The sequence below is a fragment of the Paenibacillus sp. J31R30 genome, from assembly GCF_059692115.1.
The window spans coordinates 39,871-62,129 of sequence record NZ_JCAUAV010000007.1 but is presented as its reverse complement, the minus strand read 5'-3'; the positions used below and the strand labels follow the sequence as shown (position 1 = coordinate 62,129).

The 22,259-nt window shown below is 41.5% G+C and carries 23 protein-coding genes; 8 read left to right on the top strand and 15 right to left on the bottom strand.

The features are described from left to right. The first annotated feature begins 139 nt into the window (after positions 1–139). Complete coding sequence (locus tag AC58QO_RS22130) at positions 140–769, top strand: cysteine hydrolase family protein (protein ID WP_497269292.1); 630 nt, start codon at positions 140–142, stop codon at positions 767–769. A gap of 362 nt (positions 770–1,131) precedes the next feature. Here AC58QO_RS22130 and AC58QO_RS22125 read toward each other — a convergent pair whose 3' ends face one another. From AC58QO_RS22125 to AC58QO_RS22105, 5 genes are all read right to left on the bottom strand, one after another. Beyond that, a complete protein-coding gene (locus AC58QO_RS22125; protein WP_497269290.1) occupies positions 1,132–1,425 on the bottom strand; it encodes a hypothetical protein in 294 nt (97 codons plus the stop codon). A 192-nt stretch (positions 1,426–1,617) separates the two neighbouring features. After that, the gene (locus tag AC58QO_RS22120) at positions 1,618–2,769 is read right to left on the bottom strand and encodes a hypothetical protein (RefSeq protein WP_497269289.1); all 1,152 of its coding nucleotides are present in this window, start codon (positions 2,767–2,769) and stop codon (positions 1,618–1,620) included. A gap of 234 nt (positions 2,770–3,003) precedes the next feature. Further along, a complete protein-coding gene (locus tag AC58QO_RS22115) occupies positions 3,004–3,921 on the bottom strand; it encodes a phosphotransferase family protein (protein ID WP_497269287.1) in 918 nt (305 codons plus the stop codon). A 97-nt stretch (positions 3,922–4,018) separates the two neighbouring features. After that, the gene (locus tag AC58QO_RS22110; protein WP_497269286.1) at positions 4,019–4,747 is read right to left on the bottom strand and encodes a GNAT family N-acetyltransferase; all 729 of its coding nucleotides are present in this window, start codon (positions 4,745–4,747) and stop codon (positions 4,019–4,021) included. 277 nt (positions 4,748–5,024) lie between these two features. Next, on the bottom strand, positions 5,025–5,993 hold the full coding sequence (locus tag AC58QO_RS22105) for a helix-turn-helix transcriptional regulator (protein WP_497269284.1): 969 nt from the start codon (positions 5,991–5,993) through the stop codon (positions 5,025–5,027). A 146-nt stretch (positions 5,994–6,139) separates the two neighbouring features. On the opposite strand from AC58QO_RS22105, the gene AC58QO_RS22100 reads away from it, so the two are divergent. Both AC58QO_RS22100 and AC58QO_RS22095 read left to right on the top strand, forming a co-directional pair. After that, entirely contained in the window at positions 6,140–6,619 is a 480-nt protein-coding gene (locus AC58QO_RS22100) for a hypothetical protein (protein ID WP_497269282.1), read from the top strand. An 11-nt stretch (positions 6,620–6,630) separates the two neighbouring features. Then, a complete protein-coding gene (locus AC58QO_RS22095) occupies positions 6,631–7,107 on the top strand; it encodes a GyrI-like domain-containing protein (RefSeq protein WP_497269280.1) in 477 nt (158 codons plus the stop codon). Positions 7,108–7,262: 155 nt separating this feature from the next. Here the strand turns inward: AC58QO_RS22095 and AC58QO_RS22090 are convergent, their stop codons facing one another. The 6 genes from AC58QO_RS22090 to AC58QO_RS22065 form a co-directional block, all read right to left on the bottom strand. Further along, positions 7,263–8,354 carry a GerAB/ArcD/ProY family transporter gene (locus AC58QO_RS22090; RefSeq protein WP_497269278.1) on the bottom strand — a complete coding sequence of 364 codons (1,092 nt, stop codon included), beginning with the start codon at positions 8,352–8,354 and terminating at the stop codon, positions 7,263–7,265. Between the two features lie 37 nt (positions 8,355–8,391). Next, the gene (locus AC58QO_RS22085; RefSeq protein WP_497269276.1) at positions 8,392–9,477 is read right to left on the bottom strand and encodes a Ger(x)C family spore germination protein; all 1,086 of its coding nucleotides are present in this window, start codon (positions 9,475–9,477) and stop codon (positions 8,392–8,394) included. Between the two features lie 31 nt (positions 9,478–9,508). Then, entirely contained in the window at positions 9,509–10,990 is a 1,482-nt protein-coding gene (locus AC58QO_RS22080; RefSeq protein ID WP_497269274.1) for a spore germination protein, read from the bottom strand. Positions 10,991–11,100: 110 nt separating this feature from the next. After that, positions 11,101–11,229, bottom strand: a complete 129-nt coding sequence (locus tag AC58QO_RS22075) for a helix-turn-helix domain-containing protein (protein WP_497269272.1) — start codon at positions 11,227–11,229, stop codon at positions 11,101–11,103. Between the two features lie 37 nt (positions 11,230–11,266). Then, positions 11,267–11,602 (bottom strand): cyclic nucleotide-binding domain-containing protein, encoded by a 336-nt coding sequence (locus tag AC58QO_RS22070; protein WP_497269271.1) that lies wholly within the window; start codon positions 11,600–11,602, stop codon positions 11,267–11,269. A gap of 207 nt (positions 11,603–11,809) precedes the next feature. Continuing rightward, positions 11,810–12,841 carry an NADH:flavin oxidoreductase/NADH oxidase gene (locus AC58QO_RS22065; protein WP_497269269.1) on the bottom strand — a complete coding sequence of 344 codons (1,032 nt, stop codon included), beginning with the start codon at positions 12,839–12,841 and terminating at the stop codon, positions 11,810–11,812. Between the two features lie 318 nt (positions 12,842–13,159). Between AC58QO_RS22065 and AC58QO_RS22060 the strand changes: the two genes are divergently transcribed. Then, complete coding sequence (locus AC58QO_RS22060; protein WP_497269268.1) at positions 13,160–13,594, top strand: NfeD family protein; 435 nt, start codon at positions 13,160–13,162, stop codon at positions 13,592–13,594. Continuing rightward, the gene (locus tag AC58QO_RS22055) at positions 13,594–14,520 is read left to right on the top strand and encodes an SPFH domain-containing protein (RefSeq protein ID WP_497269266.1); all 927 of its coding nucleotides are present in this window, start codon (positions 13,594–13,596) and stop codon (positions 14,518–14,520) included. Before AC58QO_RS22060 ends, AC58QO_RS22055 begins: the two co-directional genes overlap by 1 nt. A gap of 173 nt (positions 14,521–14,693) precedes the next feature. On the opposite strand, the gene AC58QO_RS22050 is transcribed toward AC58QO_RS22055, so the two are convergent. The 4 genes from AC58QO_RS22050 to AC58QO_RS22035 all read right to left on the bottom strand — a co-directional run bounded on the left by AC58QO_RS22050 (position 14,694) and on the right by AC58QO_RS22035 (position 18,905). Beyond that, positions 14,694–15,287: a chloramphenicol phosphotransferase CPT family protein gene (locus AC58QO_RS22050; RefSeq protein WP_497269264.1), complete on the bottom strand. Its 594-nt coding sequence runs from the start codon at positions 15,285–15,287 to the stop codon at positions 14,694–14,696. 209 nt (positions 15,288–15,496) lie between these two features. After that, positions 15,497–16,438 carry a DUF3221 domain-containing protein gene (locus tag AC58QO_RS22045; protein ID WP_497269262.1) on the bottom strand — a complete coding sequence of 314 codons (942 nt, stop codon included), beginning with the start codon at positions 16,436–16,438 and terminating at the stop codon, positions 15,497–15,499. 153 nt (positions 16,439–16,591) lie between these two features. Then, the gene (locus AC58QO_RS22040; protein WP_497269260.1) at positions 16,592–17,617 is read right to left on the bottom strand and encodes a hypothetical protein; all 1,026 of its coding nucleotides are present in this window, start codon (positions 17,615–17,617) and stop codon (positions 16,592–16,594) included. 364 nt (positions 17,618–17,981) lie between these two features. Continuing rightward, positions 17,982–18,905 carry a DMT family transporter gene (locus tag AC58QO_RS22035; protein WP_497269258.1) on the bottom strand — a complete coding sequence of 308 codons (924 nt, stop codon included), beginning with the start codon at positions 18,903–18,905 and terminating at the stop codon, positions 17,982–17,984. Positions 18,906–19,009: 104 nt separating this feature from the next. On the opposite strand from AC58QO_RS22035, the gene AC58QO_RS22030 reads away from it, so the two are divergent. The 3 genes from AC58QO_RS22030 to AC58QO_RS22020 all read left to right on the top strand — a co-directional run bounded on the left by AC58QO_RS22030 (position 19,010) and on the right by AC58QO_RS22020 (position 22,163). After that, positions 19,010–20,479 (top strand): aminotransferase-like domain-containing protein, encoded by a 1,470-nt coding sequence (locus tag AC58QO_RS22030; protein WP_497269257.1) that lies wholly within the window; start codon positions 19,010–19,012, stop codon positions 20,477–20,479. Positions 20,480–20,812: 333 nt separating this feature from the next. Further along, on the top strand, positions 20,813–21,043 hold the full coding sequence (locus AC58QO_RS22025; RefSeq protein WP_497269255.1) for a hypothetical protein: 231 nt from the start codon (positions 20,813–20,815) through the stop codon (positions 21,041–21,043). A 178-nt stretch (positions 21,044–21,221) separates the two neighbouring features. Then, positions 21,222–22,163, top strand: coding sequence for a hypothetical protein (locus AC58QO_RS22020; protein WP_497269253.1), 942 nt, complete (start codon positions 21,222–21,224; stop codon positions 22,161–22,163). Positions 22,164–22,259 lie beyond the last annotated feature (96 nt).

The window sequence follows — 22,259 nt, the reverse complement described above, 5'->3', positions numbered from 1 at the left end:
TAGAGTTTTTAATGACTAAGTACTTGTTCGGTGCAGCTGTCGTGTCAATGCTGAACTTTTTTAGAAAACAACTTATCTATCTTCCCTGAACAGGATGCCAACATTTCCGAAAGCTTATGCTGCGAGGGAGGTAAGTAATTTGCCTTTTAAACCACATCCCAATAATACTGCTATTGTAATCACAGACCCACAAAATGACTTTATGAGTCCTGGGGGAAGAGGCTATCATCTGACTAAAGCAACTATTGAACGAAACAATACTATACAAAACCTAGAACTATTAATGAGAACTGCCATAAATAAGGGATACCAACTTTTCATATCGCCCCATTATTTATACCCTCATGATTATGGCTGGCAATTTACAGGAAATGAACAAAAAATGCTCTTAGGACTTAGAATGTATCAAGTGGCAAATGCGTACACACCACCGTCATTTGGAGCTGATTTTGTTCATTCTTTCAAACCTTATATTTTTGATAGAAGAACCGTCATTGCAACTCCTCACAAGGTTGCCAGCCCACAAACAAATGACTTGGAATATCAGTTACGACAACATAGAAAAGAGAAGATAATTATTGCAGGGGTGCTTTCCAACGTTTGTGTAGAGTCACATATGAGGCATCTAATCGAAACAGGTTTTGAAACAGCTGTTGTATACGATGCCACCGCAACAATTAGTGAAGAGGATTTTCAAGCTGCCGTTACCAATTATAAAGCATTTGCCAGTGCTACTTGGACGACACAGGAGGCTATTTCAAACTTATAAATCAGTATCCCCAATGGTAATTTCCTATATAACTTGTCCGAACTGTCCCCAAGTGGTTGCTTGGTCAGAATAAGGGCTTGGAATAACGGATGAATATAGATAGCACAATCCCCTCCAATCTGTTCGGAGGGGTTATTCTTGCTTTGAACAAACATAAAGGGTAGCCTGTTTTGGTTTATTGAAGCTGTTAACTCATTTTATCTAGTTAAACTCCTGAGGGATGATCGGGCTTTGCGTATCAAATATAGATTAATCATGAAGACGTTATGGAGATCGACGTGTAGCGCTATGCTCCTGCTTTCCCTGTTAAGACAACGCAAAAAGGACGCCCGGGAGCGGCGCCTGTGTTTTAAAGCTCTTGTCTAGTGCATACTCCGTATTTTCTTAGGTAACTGTTTAGCATATTCCATTTCGAGATTAGGCTTTAAATTCTTATTGCCCAACATCTTAAACAGCCATTTGACCTTTTCTTCTTCCTTCGCATACTTTTTCAGCATTTCAGACTGAACAGCGATTAAAGCCTCCATAAAGCTCCGTTCCTCAATATCTCCTGCAAAACGATTATTAACATATTTATCAAACAGATCATTGATCGGATTATATTCAAACGGATCAGGTTCATAATTTTCAAGTTGTTTCAATTCGTCGTCTGTCATGGGATCACTTCCCTTTCAAATATTAACTGGATTCATAATAACATGGACAGGATCAAAAATCAGTAAAATATTGGCGGTTCCTTCACTGATCAAACTAAACTTCCCAAACCTTGAAAACTTGTATGTTCTCAGGGAAGAACCGATCCAACCAATTGTCGACTCTCGCTTTGTTTGGTTCGATTCAACCGAACTCTATTTATCAATCCCAAAAGTAGATTTTATATATTCAATATCATGAAACATATTGTGGTAATCATCTGCCAGATTTTTATCATCTTGGCTGAACTGCACATCCGTCGGAGTGATTATTAAGACAACATTAGCGCCAATATCTCCAATCTTTGACACATGGTTTCCTATCAGCTCCTGCAACTGTGACCCCTCTGTTTGCCACTTATTTGTTGGCCAGACATTAATAGTGAAGAGTAGTCCTCCATGTTTTTCTTTATTGGCAATATTGTAAAAATCAACAGTGTTTCCCGACTCAGCTTCTTGATCATTCTCCTCGATTAAGTATTTGCCTTTCCAGCTTCTCGGAAGATCCAGACTGAAACGGTATTTCTGATTCTCATAAGATAGTCTTGGCGATTCCGTTTCCGCCATAGCTATTTCTCTTCCGGTCACCGCGTCAAGGTAAACAGTTAATTTATTGCCTGCAGGGTAAACCGCTTCGATTACCCAAAGTGAGTATGTTATGTCCCTATTGTTTATTTCTACCTTTGTATCCTCGATCAAGCTTGCTGTCCAGCTCGTTTCAGGATTCTGATCATATCTTTTTGCAAACCGAATGGCTTCATCTGAACTTAGGAACGTTCTTGAAGCGGCCTGGGCAGTAAAGTCAGTTGGATGGAAAACAACCCTCACTTCATCCTCGAATACTCCCAGTGCGTAGAACTCGCTGCTTCCCTGTGTACGGGAACTGCCGATGAAATAGTCGAGCCTAACTTGATCGCCTTCCTGTTGTAAGGCTACGACGTTTACTTCTGATTTTCCATCTGGACTTTTCATTAAGACATAGGTTTTGCCTTTATCGTAGAAAAACATCTCCACCCCACCGGGAGTTTCGATCTCATACTCAACACGCTCTTTGATTGGATCTGGAATGACATAAAGATTCCTATAATTGGAAATCTCCTTCCGGTTATCAGTCCTCGATGAGCTGCTGTCTACCGGTATGGTACGGGTCGTATCGTCATAGGTAATAATGCCGCTTATCCTGTCCTCCAACGGATCATTTAAATGCTTCTCCTTCTGTAATGTGGATTGTTCTTGAAAACAAGCAGCCAGAATCAAAGCTGGCATGGCAAGAGTCAGGAACGTCCGCAACCAACCCAATCGTCCCATTTCCATTCCTCCGATGGAATAAAATCATTTCCATTATTTAGACGATCTGGTGATTAAATTGTTGCGACTATGGTACCTGCTGTCGGAAATTTCCTGCCCGGTAAAGACATTCTTTTAAAGCTGAGAAAAGGTAAGCGAATATTTAAACGGCTGCCTTCATGTTGTATTTATTGAACTAACGTTATCCGTTAGTTGAACGATCAACTCTGTCCAATTCTTAAGTGTTTTGCTCTGTCAGTGTTTGTACCAAATCGGAATCGCGGTCTCGAAATTCCGGTGATCGACTAATACCGTACGAATACGATCCATCATTGAATCAATTTGCTCTGGCACGACTTTGAGCGTCCAAGTGATAGTTCCGAACATAGTCAGTGCCGTATATAGCGCATACAGGTTCCAAAAGTCTTCGGGAATTTCCCCATTAAAGTACCCGTCAATTTGCCCGATCGAGAACGGAATGCTAATCTCGCGGCTGAAATAGGCGATTTTAAGAAAATCATGATACGGGTCTCCCCAGTCATAACGATTGAAGTCGATTGCCGCTGCATAAGCACCGCTATGAACGAGTAGATTGCCGGGATGAAAGTCGTCGTGCTGAAACCGGTTCGGGCGGCCTTCAATAAGCGGCAAATGCCTTTTGATAAAAGTAATAATGGCATCTTCCTCTGGCAGCTTTACCCCACAGCGGAAATATTCCGCCAAATGGCGATTGTGCTTCGCAATCCTTCGAATTGACCACTCTTCCATGTTCCCTGGCGCTTCCACATTGTGCATCATAAATAATTCCCGCCCGGCTTCTAACCCCACGTTGTATTGTTCATCTGCCGTCATAAATGGCAGCCTTTCGGAAGCGTCCTCACCCTCGACAAAACGCAAAACCATGTAACATAAATCGAGCGCTTCGAGCGAACCGAAAACAACAGGCTCAGAGGTTCTGACACCAAGCCGATGTATAAGTTCTACCGCCTCAAACTCCCGGCGTTTACTTTCGTTTTGGTTGAAAGGCGCTGTACGGAGCACATATGTCGGATTGTCATTACTTTCGTAAACCAGGTATTTGCCGTCATAGGAGAAGCCCTTATTTATCCTTGAAACAGCTGTCGCTTTCCGCAACTGAGGGATATATTCTCGAACTTCGGTTATTTGCATCATCAAACTCCTTTCAATTACCTTGTTTATCTACCCTACGAACTGATAAACAGATAAATTGATTAATAATACTAATTACCAACTAAAACCAATCCAAGAATTACTCAAGAATCCTTATAGCCAAAGTACAAGCTAATTTTTCAAATCCCAGCGATTTAGCAATAGCTACTGACGAACTATTGGACATTAAAGTTTGATAATGCATCGTGAAACCATCTTCTAACCCTTTCCTAGTTAAAGCACTTACAACTGCTTTGGCGTGCCCTTTACCTCGATAATCTGGGTGACTTAAAATACCTACGCTAAGAAAACCAGATTCCTCTACTCTCCAAGAGCCTGCTGCTACAATTCTTTCATCAGATATCCTTGCTAGTATTGGTTGTCTATTGATTTCTAAGGAGCTATGCTCCCACTCTGTTTCAGAGCAAGATTTACGTAAATCATTAAGTAGAGATAGTTGATTTGCAGTTACAAGTTCTACAACTTCAAGGGAAGATGCTTCTAGAAATGAAGCCCTATCAATGTATCCCTGAAATGCAGGACCAATAACCTTGTATTTACCTATATCAATTGACTTTGCAAGAAAATTCGCATCAAAAGTTTCCATTGGATGTCTACCACTGATGGCCCTTTTTATATATGAGGTATACTTAGCGGGAGACGATATCATGCTTGTCGTTCCATTAAAAAAGCAATAAATACCATTATATCCTTTCAAAGTCTTGGAGTGTTCACAAACTATGACGTTCGGAATAGTCATTGATGAAATATCACAATCAAATCGCTCTGCCCAATACTTATATACTTTAAATCTAGTTTCTACATCCAACTAACACACCCCCATTTTGGATAAAATACCCTTTTATTTAAAACAGGATTCTTGCTAATTAATGCGTAAACGCTTGCAATGGTTGTTTCAATGATGAAATATGATTTTGGTGGCTCCCTTAAAGCTTTTATAGAAGTACTTGTCTTGAACATACGACAAAAACTTCTATACAATCAATAAAAAAAGCCGCGTATTATGCGACTTTCGTTGTATTGTCACCAGACAGCATCTTATTCACCTACTGATTTATCGCAAAAAGAAAAATCTCAGATAAGACTCAAGAGAATCTTAAAGTGGCTAAACGCTCTTGTAAAATCACACGCAGTTCATCAGGAATCCGCTCAAACTCGACCCCTTTTCCCAAAAACAAAAGCCAATCCGCATAATACGCCAGCGCCTCAACATCGGTCACATCCAATTGAACATTGAATATCCCGCTCGACTGAAACATCCCAGTTAAGGACAAAATTATTCCAGGCGGGTGCATACGCTTAAAGCGCTGAATTCCAATCGTATCAAGTTTCACAACAAGATTGGATTCACGTGCACGAAGCAGTTTTTTGTTTAAAATCTCTTGTTCAGACCACTTCATCCCCTGCTCAGAAATTGCCGAATCCCGCAGCATCTCAACAGGCAAATAACGAAACTCATCCGTATCAAAATCATAAACCTCGACCAGCCACCGAGCGTTCGAGTTAAATATATGCAGTAAAAAAACGTCCAGCAACTGCGGCCAGCCAAGACTCAGCTCATAAGTCACGCGTAAATGTTTATCCTGCACAGCAAGCGAAATCAGCTGGTTTAGCTCCGCAGGCGCCGCATCATCGAGCTCCAAAAGATGCGGATTGGCGGGATTTGTATTTTCGAAAAGCAAGATATTATTCAGCTCGATCAGCTCGTCTTGCTGGGTTTGCGACGCGATGCCGATAAGTTTTTCAGTGATCGAGCGGCGATTTTGCAGATAAGGCAGCTGCGAATTTTTCGAGGCAATAAAGCTGATAAAAATCGCCTTCAGCTCTTCTGGCGTGAATCGGGCGGCGGGCAGATATTGATTTTGCAGGACATTGTATCCGCCACCGCGTCCAAGCTCGGACGTCAGCGGAAAACCCATCGCCTGAATCTCGTTTATGTCGCGGATCGCCGTCGCGCGGGAAATCTTGAACTCTCGCTGAATCTCGGCAATCGTAAAATGCGCGCGGTTATTGATGTAACGCATGATCAGGCTCACTCGTTCTGTTTTCTTCATGATTTTATTATATCAAAAATGTAGCATAAAATGTCAGCACTGACGGATTTTCATGTTCTATTTTCAATAAAGAGTATCAATTTTTGATACATTTGGCAAATAGAATCAGTCTTGTAAAGAATAAATCCCACAAAGGAGAGAACAAAATGTCTAACTACTCTATCAAAACAATCTCAGAAGACTACAAAATGACTGCTTTCGGTGTTTCATTTGATGACTACAACGACTGGGCAGGTAATGCAGCAAAAACTGCAGCAAAAAAAGCTGAAATCACTGAAAACGGCAAGCTTGCTGAACTTCTCGCACTCGCTGACGGACAAGAATATCAAATCAACTACAACCTCGACCGCAAGCCTTGGCGAGGCTTCGGCGTAATCGGTGAGTTCAACGTGGAAGGCGCGGTCGTCCTCGATTTCCTCGCTGGCGATTACCTCGTCGTGCCTGGGACAGGTGCTGACAAAGACCGCCTTGCTGACGAAATCACAGGCAAAGTTTTCGGCGGCCTGATCCAAGAAATCACAGAATACAAATATGTTGGTCCTGGTAACTCAACGTTCGTTAAAGCAAATGAAACAGGTGAATACTACGGCGAAATGTGGCTTCGTGCAAATAAAGTCGAAAACTAAGGAGCACTTACATGGCAGATTACACACTTGAACACAAAAAATCATTCACATTGACCGCTTATGGTTTTTCAATTCGGTCGAATTTTCAAGACATGCCAGCTTTGCAAAAAGAAAAAACTGAGTTTTGGGACAGACTCAAGGCTGACGGGCGTTTTAATAAGCTCAAAGACGCCGCAAAAGATGATCGCGAATGGTCAGTCAATGAGGTTTATCAAGGAAAACCGTGGAATTATTTCGCGGTAGAGGCTGGTAAATCAGTGGCTGACGCAACGCGCATTATCGAGTTTCCAGAGAGCGAGTATATCGTGGTCGCAGGAAATGGCGACAAGGAAACTTTGTTTGATCAGCTGACTTACTCTGCTTTTGGCGAAGTCTTGGCCCAAATCACTGATTATGCTTACATCGGTGGTCCAAATGCAACTTATCGTAAAAATAACGGCGATGGCACTTTCTACGGCGAATTTTGGGTGCCTGTGGTTAAAAAATAAGGGTATTTGGAAGACAAATAGCCCATGAAAAAAACGACTAGAAGATCTCCACAAATGAAAAAGAACTTGATAAATCAAGGTTCTTTTTTGTGATCTCTATGTCGTTTTACTTTTTTATCTTTGCTTAGCTTGGTTGATTCAGTATATCGCATTCATTAGGATTTCCCTATTTTTCTGATGCGGGTAAGTACAAACAATAGCGGGACATACGCATAAATAAAATAAAATCCGGCTGATTCATAGAAACCGGACATACGTTTGATCAATATCATGTCTTTTATAAAAACCGCCAGAAGAAGAAATGCAGCCAGAATCAAGATTAAGCTGACAGGCTGTTTCATGCGCAGGCTCAGCTTTGCTCCACGGCAAGCGGCCCATAATCCAAGAGCTATACAGGCTACGATTTTGATAAACAATACGGACACAACTAAATACTCCAACCTTTGAATCAACGGAAGTTTTAGTAACGCAACCCTATGCAGAGTCGGCCAGATGACTTTCTGCAGTTGGATTTCGCTATAATACATAAAAGTAATCAAGATCGTGATCAAATAATAAACGGTTACTATTAATACCGTCCAATGGGCCCATTTTTGTGATTTGGCCGGTGTCTGAATAAATGGGTAATAAACAAGTAAAGCTTCGATACCCAAATATTGAAGCACCATGCTTTTGGCGGAAAGAAGCAGGTCAGCTGCCGAATGGTTCCACAACGGAAACAGATTCTGAAGATGCAAATATGAAAGACCTAAGAAATTTAACGGGATGACGAAGGCTAAAGAGAAAAGCACCCCCCAGAAGCAGATCCCTACAATGGTACGAAATCCTCCTGATACTGTGTAATACAATAGAATAGCAAATATTAAGCTTATTGGTAACAGGTTCATTTCCGGGAAAAGCATATATTGGATAATAGCCAAATAAACTCTGAAGGTTATGAACGCTCCAAAGGCGAAGTAGCAAACGATGGCTGCATTAAGGGCTCTGCCGATCCATTTGCCGAAGTAATGCTGATTAATTTCGTAAATGCCCATTTCCCCGTTGGATGAGCAGATTTGATAAATCATCCAGATGATGATATGAATGCTAATTCCCGTTATCGGAATGGACATCCAAGCATTATAGCCTGCATACTGCATCAAAGCTTTCTGATAATTCAATACCCCAACCTCGACCATACTGGCGTAAAGCAGGAAGAATACGAGGAATGGTGATACTGTCCATTCATTGGTCGCGGGTTGTCTCATCGAAGCCTCCTGCAGGTATTCGCCACTGTCGTTCATTTTATTGGGTCATGACGGGTTGGACGATAGTAAAATGAACATTCACTTTTAACTCCACTTTTGGGTATATTTCACCAAATTGCTCGGCGTTCCAATCCTTCGTTTTGCTTCGGACGAAGTCTCCGATGCCTGCCGGGTCCAAACTTTTTTTTTGGCAGAAAGCAAGAAGCTGTTGCAATTCGTCTTCAAAGTACGCACCGATGTCCGATTCGAGCTTAGCTATTTGTTCCTTGGAGTTGAAATCGATACGGCTAGGGTATTGTTTGGCTTGAGCGCTCAGTCGCACATTGATATTGATGGAAGGAACCGGCTTCAATCGATCCAACCTATAAGCTGCTTTGGAACCCGTACTACTGAATTGAATATAATTTTCTTCCTTATGGTCCGCCCCTGCTAAAGGCACTAAAAAATTCCCGTTCTTCGTGGTTTGCATAAGCAGCTTTAATAAAAACACCTTATTGTTTCCGATTTTGGTTACAAATTTGTCATCTCTAAATAAGGCCAATCCTTCGATCCGGATATCGTCCCCTTCCGACACGAAATACGGCAAATACAGATCGCGGCCTTCGCCGAAATATTGAAACAACGTCTCCTGCAGGTTATTTCTCGGCAAAATGCCGTATTTAATATTTTGATCGATCATATCGCATAGATAATACGAATCCTGGGATTTCTGTGCTTTGGCTAACAGTTCTGAGGCCGTTGAATCCGTTACTCCTAGCAGCAAACTGCTAGATATTTTTTGGCTACGGCAGAGGCTCTCCAGAGCTGGCCCGATACCCTGCCGGGCATAGCTTTGGCTGAAGATTACCAGACCGAGTTGGCCGTATTCTATTATATTTTTCGATTGCAAGCTTAATTTCGGAGCGATGTCAAAAGTGGTATCCGCTACCGTATTCAGGACTTGAATATCAGTCTCTCCCTTTTTCTTGAAGCTTCCGATAAGCACTGTACTTTTCACGCCCTGCTCGGAGGAATCCAGACCCATGGTTTGGATAAGATTGATTTTATTCACTACTCTCTGATCGCTGCATCCAGTGAGGAGTCCCGCAGCCAGCAGGGTGGCAAGAAGGTTTTTAACTAGCAATACCGGCCGGCCTCCTTTTTGTAATCGAACGTCATTTTTCGTCCCACTCAAAGCGCCGTTTTACAGGTTTTGACTTGTATCGTTGCTTTGATCTCGTCCTTAGATAGCTCGGCCTGTTTTCCGTATATTGAAATGAAGAACGGATAAAGCTGTCTCGAAAATCTTTAATTCGCAAAGGATATAACGGCACCGTGTACGGATATCCCAACGATTGCAGCCTGGTGATATGGACAATCAAGAAGCAGATCACGATAAACATTCCCAAAGAGCCCCAGACGGCGGATAAAAGAATAATCGGAAAGCGTAGGAAGCGAATCGTATTCGACATCTTGTAAATCGGTGTGGTGAAGGAGGCTAATGCCGACAGAGATACGATAATGATTAGAATATTGCTAGTTAATGCAGCTTCGACCGCTGCCTGGCCGACTACGATTCCTCCGACGATGCCCAATGTTTGGCCGATCTTGCTCGGTAATCGGGCTCCAGCTTCGCGAAGAAACTCGATCGTCATTTCCAGAAACAGCACTTCAAGCACGGGCGGGAAAGGCACATTAAGCCTCGAAAATACAAGAGGTCCTAACAAATTATGTGGAATGACCTCATAATGGTACGTCATCACTGCGACATACATGGAGGATGCAAACAAAGAAAAGATAACTCCTAGAATCCGAATGATACGAAAAAACGACCCTAATATCCAAGGCATATAATAGTCTTCCGGGGAAATAAAAAAATCGAACAAGCTCGAAGGACCAGTAATAAAATAAGGCGATCCATCACTGATCACGGCGACTTGTCCCGAAATGAGTGCATACACAACCCGATCCCTGCGTTCGGTGCTTACAAACAACGGAAAAGGCGAGGCAGAGTTGTCCGAAATGATTTGATCGAGCTCGGAGGAGTCAAATACAACATCGCAGTCGATCGCCCGCAATCTTTGCTCAATCGTTTGAACGTTCTGTTCGTTTGTCACACCATTGATATATACAATCGCTACTTTCGTTTTGGACACAGAACCGATTGAGATTTCCTTGACAATTAGATTTGGAATATTGATCTGCGCTCTTAATAGGCAAAGGTTCGTATCAAGATCCTCGACAAAACCCACTTTAGGTCCAACAACGCTGAACTCGTTCTCCGTATCGTTATTTTTCCGCATTCCGTTTTTGTTTGCCAAATGAATTAAGGCGCATACCGGACCCACTTCGTGAAGCCGAACAATGACAGAGCCTTTGAACAGCTTGGACTGAATGACATCGATCTGATCCGTAATCTCGATTTCGTCGATTGGAATCAATTCCCGAAGCTCTTCGAGCGTCTGGATAGCAGCCAAGGAGCATTGCTTTAAGGGTCGAAGAACATGCTCCTGAAGCAATGTCTGATCGATTAAAGTACTGTAATAGGCTATGTATATCTGCTGATTTGAGAAAGAGATTTTGCCCGTTCTAAAATCACTCGATTGGCTCGACAATCGCAGCAATTCTTCGATGTCCGTTTGCTCCGTTTTCAGCATGCGAATCTCGATCTCCCAACATTTAGGTATATGCAGTATTATGCACAAAATAATGTTGTTAATTCATCTAACACCCTAATTCATTCGCGTTGTATTAAGACTGGCTTCACTTATGATTCAACATATTGTTCGAGAGCGTTAAGATTTCTAACCGTAATTTTCCCTCTAGAAAGTTGAAGGATTTCCTCCTTCTCCAGAGTTTTCAATGTTCTGCTGATCACCTCTCGAGCCGTACCCAACTCAACTGCAATGCTGTCATGAGTAATATGAAGCGTCTCAGATCAACAGGACCAAGCCTGCCGTTTCTACGCATGCGGAAGCTTCATATTCGCTCTCGCCTAGTATACTTGAAGTCATCAAAGGACAACATTCTCCGCTATGAATCCTATACAACGTAACTTCCCTTCCGCTGGCGCTTATTTTATACATTCTGACTGTACCATCTAAAATCATAAAGGCATTGTCCAAAAATTGTCCTTCTTTAATTCTATAATTGGGTTCCGTTTGGATGACTCTTATGCCTTGTTGATCCCAATCCTGATTAATAATTTCATTCAAACTCGGGAATTTCGAGTGTATTAAAGTCAAATGTTCTGCGAGATTTGGAGTCAACCGGTTCATCTCCTTTGTCATTTGGCGATGCTTATTTTTATATAAAGGACGAAGTAAAAACCTGTGACTAAATTACTTTTAGGATTAAGTGTTTATTTTGTGCGGATCGATATTGTTCTATTCGATTTAGAAAACCAAAAGAAGCACTGCTCTAGGCAAGTGCTTCTTTCTTTTGGTTTCTCGATTCGTCGTATTGCCCTGGCCTTTTTACTTAAGTTTAAAACCAAGGTCATAAACACCTGGAATATTGGTTTCTTTGCCAAGCTTAGCGGCTGCCTCAAGAGCCCAATAGGGATTTCTTAACATCCCGCGACCTACGGCCACGAGATCCGCTTCTTCGTTGCCGATAACGGCATTTGCTAATGCTGGTTCATCCAACCGTCCGACAGCAATGACAGGGACGTTCAGTGCGTTCCTAATTTCTCTTGCCATGGGTACTTGATACGCTGCATGAGTGCCTGGTCTTCCATGTGCAAGTATAGGGCCTTCTCCTCCCGAGCTGACATGAAAAACATCAACTCCTGCATCCTTGTATACTTTGGAAAACGCAGTACTTTCCTTCAAACCATAACCATCTTCGACATATTCTCTGGCCGAAATACGCATTATGAGCGGCATATGATCAGGCATGACGCTTTTAACGGCTCGAATGACTTGTTGACCAAACAACGTCAAATCTTGGCCATATTCATCCGTACGTTTATTCGTATACGAAGACTGGAATTGATGGATCAAGTAGCCATGAGCTCCGTGAAGTTCAATCGTATCCACCCCAGCTTTGACAGCGCGTTCCGCAGCCAAACGGAATTTATCTACCATTTGCTTCGTTTCGTCCGTTGTCAGAGCGCGCGGCATCTTAGTTTTATCATCAAACGGAATAGCGGATGGCGCTACTGGAACTTTTGCATCTTCCGCTTTTCGTCCGGCATGGGCAATCTGAATGCCCACTTTTGCGCCGTATTGATGAACTGCATCGACAATACGTTTTAAAGGGGCGATTTGCTCGTCTGACCAAAGCCCGAGGTCGAGGTCAGTAATTCGGCCATCCGGCTCAATATCTGTCATCTCAATAATAATGAGGCTTGCGCCTCCGATTGCACGGCTAACATAGTGGTGATAATGCCAATCGTTTACTATCCCGTCCTTATTCTTAACTGCATATTGGCACATCGGCGGCATAACGACTCGGTTTTTCAATTCTAATCCTTTGATCTTGAATGGTGTAAATAAATGATCCATTATCTCTTCTCCTCATGTTGTGTATTTGTAATTTCCATTAGAACTATTCCACGAAAAATGTACATGGCAATAGTTCCTTGGTCAAAATGAAACATTTCTCCTTTCTTATTTGTTTTATTATTTCTCACAGTAATGATCTTATCAGGTCTGATAAAAATGAACCGTGACTTTGTTACACTAGGGATTCTCCATTTTATTCCACCAGATCAAGACAGAGAGGCCGTTTTCCCCCTTAAAAAATTAGCTATCATTCTTTTGGGAATTCATTAATAAAGTTGTATATAGTTTGATCTGTTATTTCTCAAGGGGGTGTGTGATTTGGTAGGGTGGATCGTATGGCTTACTGTTGCTGCTGTTCTTATTGTCGTTGAGATGCTTACGTTAACTTTTTACTTATTGTGGCTATCGATTGGTGCTGTTGTAGCGTGCCTGATCAGCTTGATCTTTCCTGATCTTCTTACCGTTCAACTATTATCAGGTGCTTTTGCTTCGTTGCTGCTGACAATTTTCACAAAACCGCTGACTCGTAGGTTAGGATTGGGAAACAAGTATCGGGATTCCTATGATAATTTAGTCGGTAAGGAAGGGATTGTCATTCAAGCAATCACTCGAGAGAAGCCTGGTATCGTAAGAATAGGAAGTGAGTCATGGAGCGCCACAGCAAAACAGCCGCTTGAGGTAAACCAATTAGTAATCATCATTAACCGTGGAACAACGATTATTGAAGTTCAGAAAATAGGAGGCGAAGAGTAATGGGTGTTTTTTTCGGCATCGTCATCATCATTATCCTCATTGTAGCCATAGTGCTTTCTATCAAGATTGTTCCACAACAAAGGGTGGGTGTCGTCGAGCGGCTTGGTAAATTCAATAGGTTACTGACACCTGGTGTTAATATTCTTATTCCTGTAATTGATCATGTCCGCGTCTATCACGACTTACGTATACAACAAGCCAACGTCCCCCCTCAGACGGTAATTACGAAAGATAATGTCCAAGTGCATATAGATACGATAATTTTCTATCAAATCATTGCCCCCGATCTGGCCACATATGGGATTTCTGATTACGTATTTGGTGTCCGCAACATTACAACAGCTACTATGCGTCAAATTATTGGAAAGCTTGAACTGGACGAAACCTTATCAGGGCGTGAGAAAATTTCGTCAGAGATCCGAATTGCCCTGGACGAGGCAACGGAGAAGTGGGGGGTACGTATTGAGCGTGTTGAGGTTCTTGACATCAAGCCTCCGACCGATATTCAAGACGCGATGGATAAACAAATGAAGGCCGAACGTACCAAGCGTGCGGTTGTACTGGAAGCTGAAGCCGCTAAACAGGATATGATTCTTCGGTCAGAAGGCGATAAACAAAGTAAGATTCTAAGAGCCGAGGGCGATAAGGAAGCACGCATACGGCAAGCAGAGGGATTAAGGCAGGCTCAGGAACTAGAATCTATGGGGCAAGCAAAGGCTATACAGACGGTCGCAGCAGCAGAGAAAACGCGAATAGAAATGCTTAGAGAAGCGGGTCTTGACGAAAAAATACTCGCTTACAAGTCCTTCGAGGCTCTTGCAGAAATTGCGAAAGGTCCTGCGAACAAGGTCTTTATTCCTTCCAAAGTTGTGGAAACACTTGGAACTGTTGGAGCAATTGGTGAAATGTTTAAATCTAAGGAATAAGTTCTTATTAAATAATATCCCTAAAATGAAATAAGCTAAGTCAAAGTAGCAGAGCTACCTGACTTAGCTTATTGAAATCTTGTGCTCCGTTAGCTTAATCCCGTAATCCCTTGGCAGCCCGAAGGGGTGATAGTTCCAATTCTTGATATGATGTTGTCTGATGGATACGCCATCTAGGAAACACTAACATTTCTTTTACTTAGTTTTTTAAATACCGTGTATTCCTTATTGGACTTAATAAAACTTAATATCTTTTCGGCACATTCTGTTGGATTCATCTCTTCCGTATTTACTTCGAGGTCATATTCATCAAAGCAATATACTTTACTAAACTGTGAAGCTGCCAGTCCAATCTGTCTATCTCCTCTTGTTTGCTCTCTTCTTATGAGTTCTTCTTTCGAGCATATTACACCTATAAATAACGTAGGCTGATCGAAGAATTGATCAACAAACTCATTAAACCTCTTGTCATTGACGATTATGGTATCTACTATTACATTAAAACCCAGTTCTGATAACAATTTAATTGTCGAATGGTAAACTGAGAATATGGAATCATCAAGTATTTGTGAAACAACTTGATGATCTATTTCTCTTGGAGGTTCATCTGGAAATTTATTATTAATAAAATCATTGTAATTATTAAAAAAATCATCAATTGATAAATGATAAAAAGGAATCTCTTTCTGATTTATCAGTTCAGTCGATATGGAGGTCTTTCCAGAACTTGAAGTTCCATTTAGATAAACTAATATCCCTTGCTTCAATTTAATCATCCCTTCAAAAAATAATCTTTGCATATTTTGCAGATAACGTTATATTCACAAAGTTTGTAAAATTATCCAACTCAGAAAATATTCGAGAAACGATTGAATTATCCTGCCCGTTACTTGAATGAACAAAAAAGCTGCCGCGAGGCAAGCTCCTCAATATCTATTATCGTTTTGCTTTAGCTTCCTAAAGTGTATATAAATTCTTATATATCATCTAACTTAAAGTAAAAGTCTTCTAGCATTTGGGCATCTTTAAGATGTAAATACCACGTGTCTTCCTTCGCATTATAATTAACAGATTTCACTGCAATAATCTTGCGCATGTCCGTTAATTTATGCTTAAATTTTTCATCTTGAAGTGCTAGTTGCAGCATATACTCCTCTGTACGATCGGCTCCTTCAGGACGAACACTATATTGTTCTATCACTTTGTGGGCAATTCGCTGGCCTGGGTAAGGTAATATATAAGCTCCGTGCTCTGACCACACTTTAACTTTATCGCCAATGACCAATGTATCCGAAACATTTGAAAACCAGACCGCTTCGTAATGCTCTCGATTTCCTCCATGTCCATAATCAGTTGCTTCACCACTTACGACGAGCACTTCCCCTGGTTTCTTATCAACAATATAACCTGCAATTTCAGGTCCAGATAATCTTTCCATTGCATAAAGAACACTTTCTCCAGCAGGGTCGGTTACAATCTCATCGGTATTTAAGTCTGGTGTATCATTCCAATATATAACGGCTAAATTTTTATGAAAGCTAACCTGGGGTTGTGCAGAGAACTTTAAAATCTCCTTGATTTGATTGAAATCCTCCAGCCCTCTTTCCCTTTCCTCAACTGTTTTAAATTCATAAAAATAAAGGTTTTTGTTTGTTCTTTGTCTTCCATCTTCATGGAACATTAATGACATTGAAAACATTGAAGGCCTGGTATCTGAAAGCACAAACATCTCATGAGTCCCTTGACCTTTTGACGAAAGAATAGCACCTTCTTCTTGCATTGCTTGTTTAAAGTCGTCCAATGTTAATAAATCAACTGTTTTTTCGTTTATTCTTTCATTAACTACCGCTTTCTCATCACAACTGGTTGTTAAAAATGCCAGTACAATTGGCAATATCCATTTTTTTAGTTTTTTCATATTGTTTCCCCTCATGTGTTGGCTGCCATTTCATGTTGTTATTGAACTCTCGTTCTTCGCTTAGTTTAACTCTTGGATTTATCAATGATTTCAATGGTATCTGTCAACGTAACACCACTGTCCCCTAGTGAGGAATCCTTCTCCCTGCCGACGCTAATTGCCTGGAACAATTGAACCATTTGCTTTAGAGAAAACGTCCTCCCGGATTTTCTTAAATTTAGCCAATTCTGGACCCTTTAACTTTGTTTGAATGACCTTCACTTCCAAAGCTTCATCAACGTCAGGGTATCGCATCATCAAATCTCGTGCACCGTTAACCACCGTAACTTCGACTTCATTTCCTATTTCAATATTAGATGGAGCATTGGAGAACCAAGTAGCTGGGTATAGTAGTTCATTTTGCTGTTTGTAAGGGTTAACCACAAGAATCTTATCTTCTTTTTTATCAATTACATATCCAGCAAGTCCGATGCTAGTAGTTTGCATCTGTACTTCCACAAGATCTTCACCATATTTATGGATTAATTCGGATTTAACAGTTTCATCTAAATATGCATTTACGACCACTTTTTCTTTCCATACGTCAACGCCGACACCATCAATCTTTTTCAGGAACATTGTCGCAATTTCCTCTTGCACATTTCGTAGCATTTGTTGGCTGTATTTAGATTTTTTAAACTCAACATAGTCGCCAATGGCTTCTTCCAAATCTCTTCTAATTTCTTTCATTACCTCGGAATTTTCTTGATCCACCAAAATAACATACTTTGGATTTGGATTTTTATAATCCCAATAATAAGTTCCATACTCATTCATTTTATCCATATCTAAAATCGTTCTGTACTCGGTTTCGTTAGCCTTCACGTACTTTGGGAAGTGTTGCATTAATTCATCTGATATAATTTTATGTATGTCTATAATTTCCTTGGGTGCTTCATGTTCTGAAGTATTTAGTATTTTTTTATCTTGATCTAGGAATTTGTCAGGTGAAACGACATTGGGTGGAGTCGTATTTTCCGAACTGCTCGCTTTCTCATGTGTCTTTGACTGGAAAGCAGCTCCTATTCCTTTTATCAAATCTCGCTCTTCGCAACCAGTGACTATTATAGTTAGAAGCAGGATACTAACCGTAGCAATTAACAGCCTCACTCTGTAATTCATAAATATCGCCTTTTCCATGACCTTACTCCTTAAATTTCACTTTTGTTAACTATAGCAAATAGAAAATAATTTATCTTGTTCCAAAATTTTCAACTTAACAATTCTGCCCGTTAGTTTAGCGAAAGGCTGCCGATCGTGCCAGCAGCCTGCTTGTGGAGGTGCGCATGAAAGTGCGCTAACTGGCTCGTTCAGTTTGAAACTAAACAGCAAACATAAAACAAATAATGCCAGAACGATTTTACTCATCGTATTACCTTTATTGACATTTTAGATGTATTTCGCAAACAAATGTTGCTACACAACTTGTTAGATATCTGCCCGTTACTTGAATTTAGGGTGATTTTCGTAACTTTCCTTGATACATAATTACACGATGAACTGCTTATCTAGCACTCTTGATCATATCGATTTGCTGGCGTTTGGAATTCTTCCGTAACCCCCAATTCAAAAACACCACGCTGGAAATGACACTTCCCGCCCCTATTTCCATCGCAAAGGTGAGTTCTTCGTTCATGAACAGCGCTCCTACATACATCGCGATCACAGGTGAAACAAACGTAAATGTGGTAGGAAAGACAGTGTTCGTGACACGAAGTAACCAATAAAAAATGGAATAGCCTACTACGGAACCAAAAATGATCAAGTACACGAGTGCCCCGAAAGCTGCTGGGGAATACTCACTTGGAGTCACATGCTCAAGGCAGAGAGAGAGCAACAGTAAAAACAAACCACCTATTATCATCTGCAAACCATTACTGGTCATGGAAGGTACAGAGCTTGTATGCTTTTGAAACCGAGTCAGTGCGAGCGCATATATCAATTTCACAAGCAAAACCAATGCAATCCCCACATAAGCCAGTTTCTGTTCTCCGTTTGACGTCTCATGGCTAGTACCTGTTGCGACCAAGTACGTGCCCAAAAAGCCAAGTGCAATTCCGATCATAAGATGTAAACTTCTTTTTTTCTGACCTGTCCACACTGCTAGCAACGTTGTGAAAATCGGGCTCGTACCTGCCAGTATTGCTACTGTTCCAGAAGACAAGTACTGTTCTGCCCAATACACAGCACCAAACTGAATCCCTGTCAATCCCAACCCTCCGAGAGTGATCTCTTTCACTTGTTGCCGGGTAAGTTGCTTGAGTGATTTAGCTCCCCCAAGCAAGAACAAAATAATTATCCCTGCGAGGAAAAAACGAGCGCCTGCAAAGAAAAAAGGAGGCATTCCTCCTTCAATTCCAATCTTGATCGACAGAAAGGTCGTCCCGAAAATCAAACACATAGCCATGTACGCGATCATCATCTTCATTTGCTCCCATCCTGTAGGTCTTAGATTCACCTTTATCAAAACAGAAACTTGCTAGAACAGTAAATGAAATGTTATAACAGTTGGCAGAAAGGAGTGAGTGAGGGATGAAGATGAATATTTCATTAGATCGCAAATCACGTATTCCACTGGCTGAACAAATTCAATTGGCCTTGGCAGAGCGCATTCGTTCGGGCTTGTATCAAGCAGGCGATCCGCTTCCATCCGTCAGAGAATTGAGCCGTGAGATTGGGGTTAGTTTGATGACAGCAGTCCTTGCTTACGAGAAGTTAGAAACATCTGGATATGCACATCGACATCACGGCAAAGGCACATTCGTCAGAATCCCGAGTTCAGAAAAAGACGAGATTTTAGAGAAAATCAACCCAAAACTTTCGTATGATTGGCAGTTAGCGATTCCCGACTATTTAGGAAGGTCGATGTTCCGGCATGTAGGGGCTGTAAATCGCAAAGATGTGAAATACCCCCTGCACAGGATCAAACTACATACAGAGGAACTCTTACCCATTCAAAACTTTCAACGGGCACTTCAACATGCTTCATCCGATCGATCGTCGATTGGCGATTATGCACCGGCCGCTGGAGACGAAGCATTGCGTATAAAGCTTGCTTCTTTTTTCCAGCACAAGAGTTCTGCGCTCACAGCATCCGAACTGTTGATAACAACGGGAACCCAGCAAGCCATTGATCTCGTCGCGCGAACGTTTCTTGGACCTGGGGATCTTGTCGCAGTTGAATCTCCTACATACCCCGGTGCATTGGATGCTTTTCGCTCGCGTGGTGTCACCCTGATTTCCATTCCTACTGACCATACAGGCATGAGACTCGATATTCTTCAGCAGTTGTGCGACATTCATCCCCCGAAAATGATCTACACACTGCCCACAGGTCAAAATCCGACAGGTAGTGTCATGTCAATTCAAAAACGCCAGACTTTGCTGGAAATCGCTCAGAGCTACAACACCCTGATTGTGGAAGATGATCCCTGGGAGGAGCTTTACTTCGAGGATCTGCCACCGCGTTCCATTTTTAGTTTGGATCAAACCGGACATGTGATCTATATGCATGGATTTAGCAAATCACTCGCACCGGGACTCCGTCTATCCGTAATCGCGGCAAGAGGTTCTGTGTACCAACGTTTACTCCATGCAAAAGCAGTGACCGATTTATCTACCCCTTTATTTAACCAGCGCATTTTACTACACCTGTTTGAACAGAACATGAATGAACATTATTACAAGGTCCGTGGTCAATTAAAAAAGAGACGTGACGAGATACATCGACTTTTAAAGCGTCATGCCCCCTCCGTTTGGACCTGGACGCCCCCGGCTGCCGGCCCCTTTTTTTGGCTGACATCGACAGTTGGCGTGAACACGGACGCCTTGTTTGTCGAGGCCGAAAGCCAAGGAGTTCTATTCTTCCCAGGCTCTTTCTTCTATTCAGGAAATCCCGAGAGAAACAGTCTAAGAATTGGTTTTGCAACCCTCCCAGAATCGCAGATTCACGAGGCTATTCTAACGCTCTGCCAGCTTTTGCATAATGTCGATCCGGATTGAAATAAGAAAGGGACTATTTTACGCATACACGGCATGTAAATGATAATTTCCCTCCGTTAATCGTTATAATCTCTAATTTTCCTGCAAGCTGTCGGGAATGAGATATTTTTCTTGTCAAAATCGGGAATAGAATAAGGTACTTGTCATTGGGTTTTGAAAAGAACCTTATCCAATAAAAGAAAAAAGCCGCGATTCACGCGGCCCTTAATGAACATTGTTCTTATAATCCCTCAATATTCTACTACTGAAGTAATCTGCCATTTATTCAACCGAAATATTTGTACGGACTATTTGGAGAATACCAAATTAAAAGAAAACTATGGAGGGGGCTTATTGGGCGTTATAATGGGCATTATTGTTGGACTTATAGCTTTTTTGATTCTGTTTATCGTATTCATGTTGAATTTCGGGATTCTTCCTAGAGATATTAAAGATCTATGGGTAGAAATTGAGAGGTCCGGTTTATCCAGAAATATAAAAACAATGATACTAATTGGGATATTGATTACTTTATTTCTGATGTGGATGCTTTACAACTTTTTGTCTGGTAAAATCACCGGCTAACGGTTTTTCTGTTGAATCGAACATAGAACGTTACCCTGGATATTACGTAAATACCGATGGCATCTAAGTAGCTTTTTTAATACTCCGCTTGAAGCAAAAGGACAAATGGGCATTAGTAGTAGCAATCCAAGTAATCCGTACATAATTTGAAATAATTTCATGTTATGGAGGTTCTGGAATGCTCATAAGAACGATAGATCAATTTACGAACAACACCTTTGTAACTCCGGACGAAATTGGATTTACGGACGATGTTTTCGGATTTCTAAAAGATGGACAAAAAATAATCGTGAAACGTGGAACCCAGATTCGACGCAACCTCTCCGTCGTTTTTGAAGCATTTGAAGACGATATCCAACCGGCTTTCAAATTAACGGGATCCAACCAGAGATTATTTAAACTAAGAAACAACGCGACCTATATCGTACAGTATGATACTAGAAAGAACATATTCCGTATCGGAAGACGAATAAACAATACCAGTTCCACCCAAAGAACAAAAATCCTAGCTCGCTTAAAACCTTCACAAGAAATTAACATGGATTTATATAGGAGAAACTTGGTTGCAAATGTTGTACTGATGAGAAGTCTATTGAATCGCATTGTGTCAAATCCCCGCTTCGCAGGTGCGTTAACCCGTGTTCTGAAGCTTGGCAAGCAAGAGCGGTTGCTTGATTTATTAGAAGATACCCTAGGTCCATTTTCTTTTGGCAATAATAAATTGTTACGATTAGAGGCAGGAACACCGGGAAATTTCTCTGCTTGCATGGGCGCTGCATTCTTGACGAGTTTCTGCAATGCCTTCGATCTCGTAATCGGACGTTCTGCGTTACGCCCTTCCCATGTTCGAGCATTAGCCAAAACATTAATTCCGTTATACAGAAGAATTGCCCAGGATAGCAATTATGCCAAAACATTAACGAGCGCGATCTTTTCGAAGAATGTGGCAAAAGCCCGCTCTCTTATTCGTCAGACGATTAATTCCCCATTCCTTACGGTTACACTGCCGCCCAACGATCGCATCCCTAACACTCCCCGCAGTCGAATTAACCGGCTTCGCATATGCCTACGCCTAGGCGAGGTTGTGTACTGCACAGAATTTCATTTGTTGCTTGTCTAGTGGTAGATATCGAAGATGCGTTATTTTCAATTTAAAAAATCGGATTTATTTCGTGTTTGCGAATTCAGGGAACTTGGCCGTCATAGATGGAAAGAG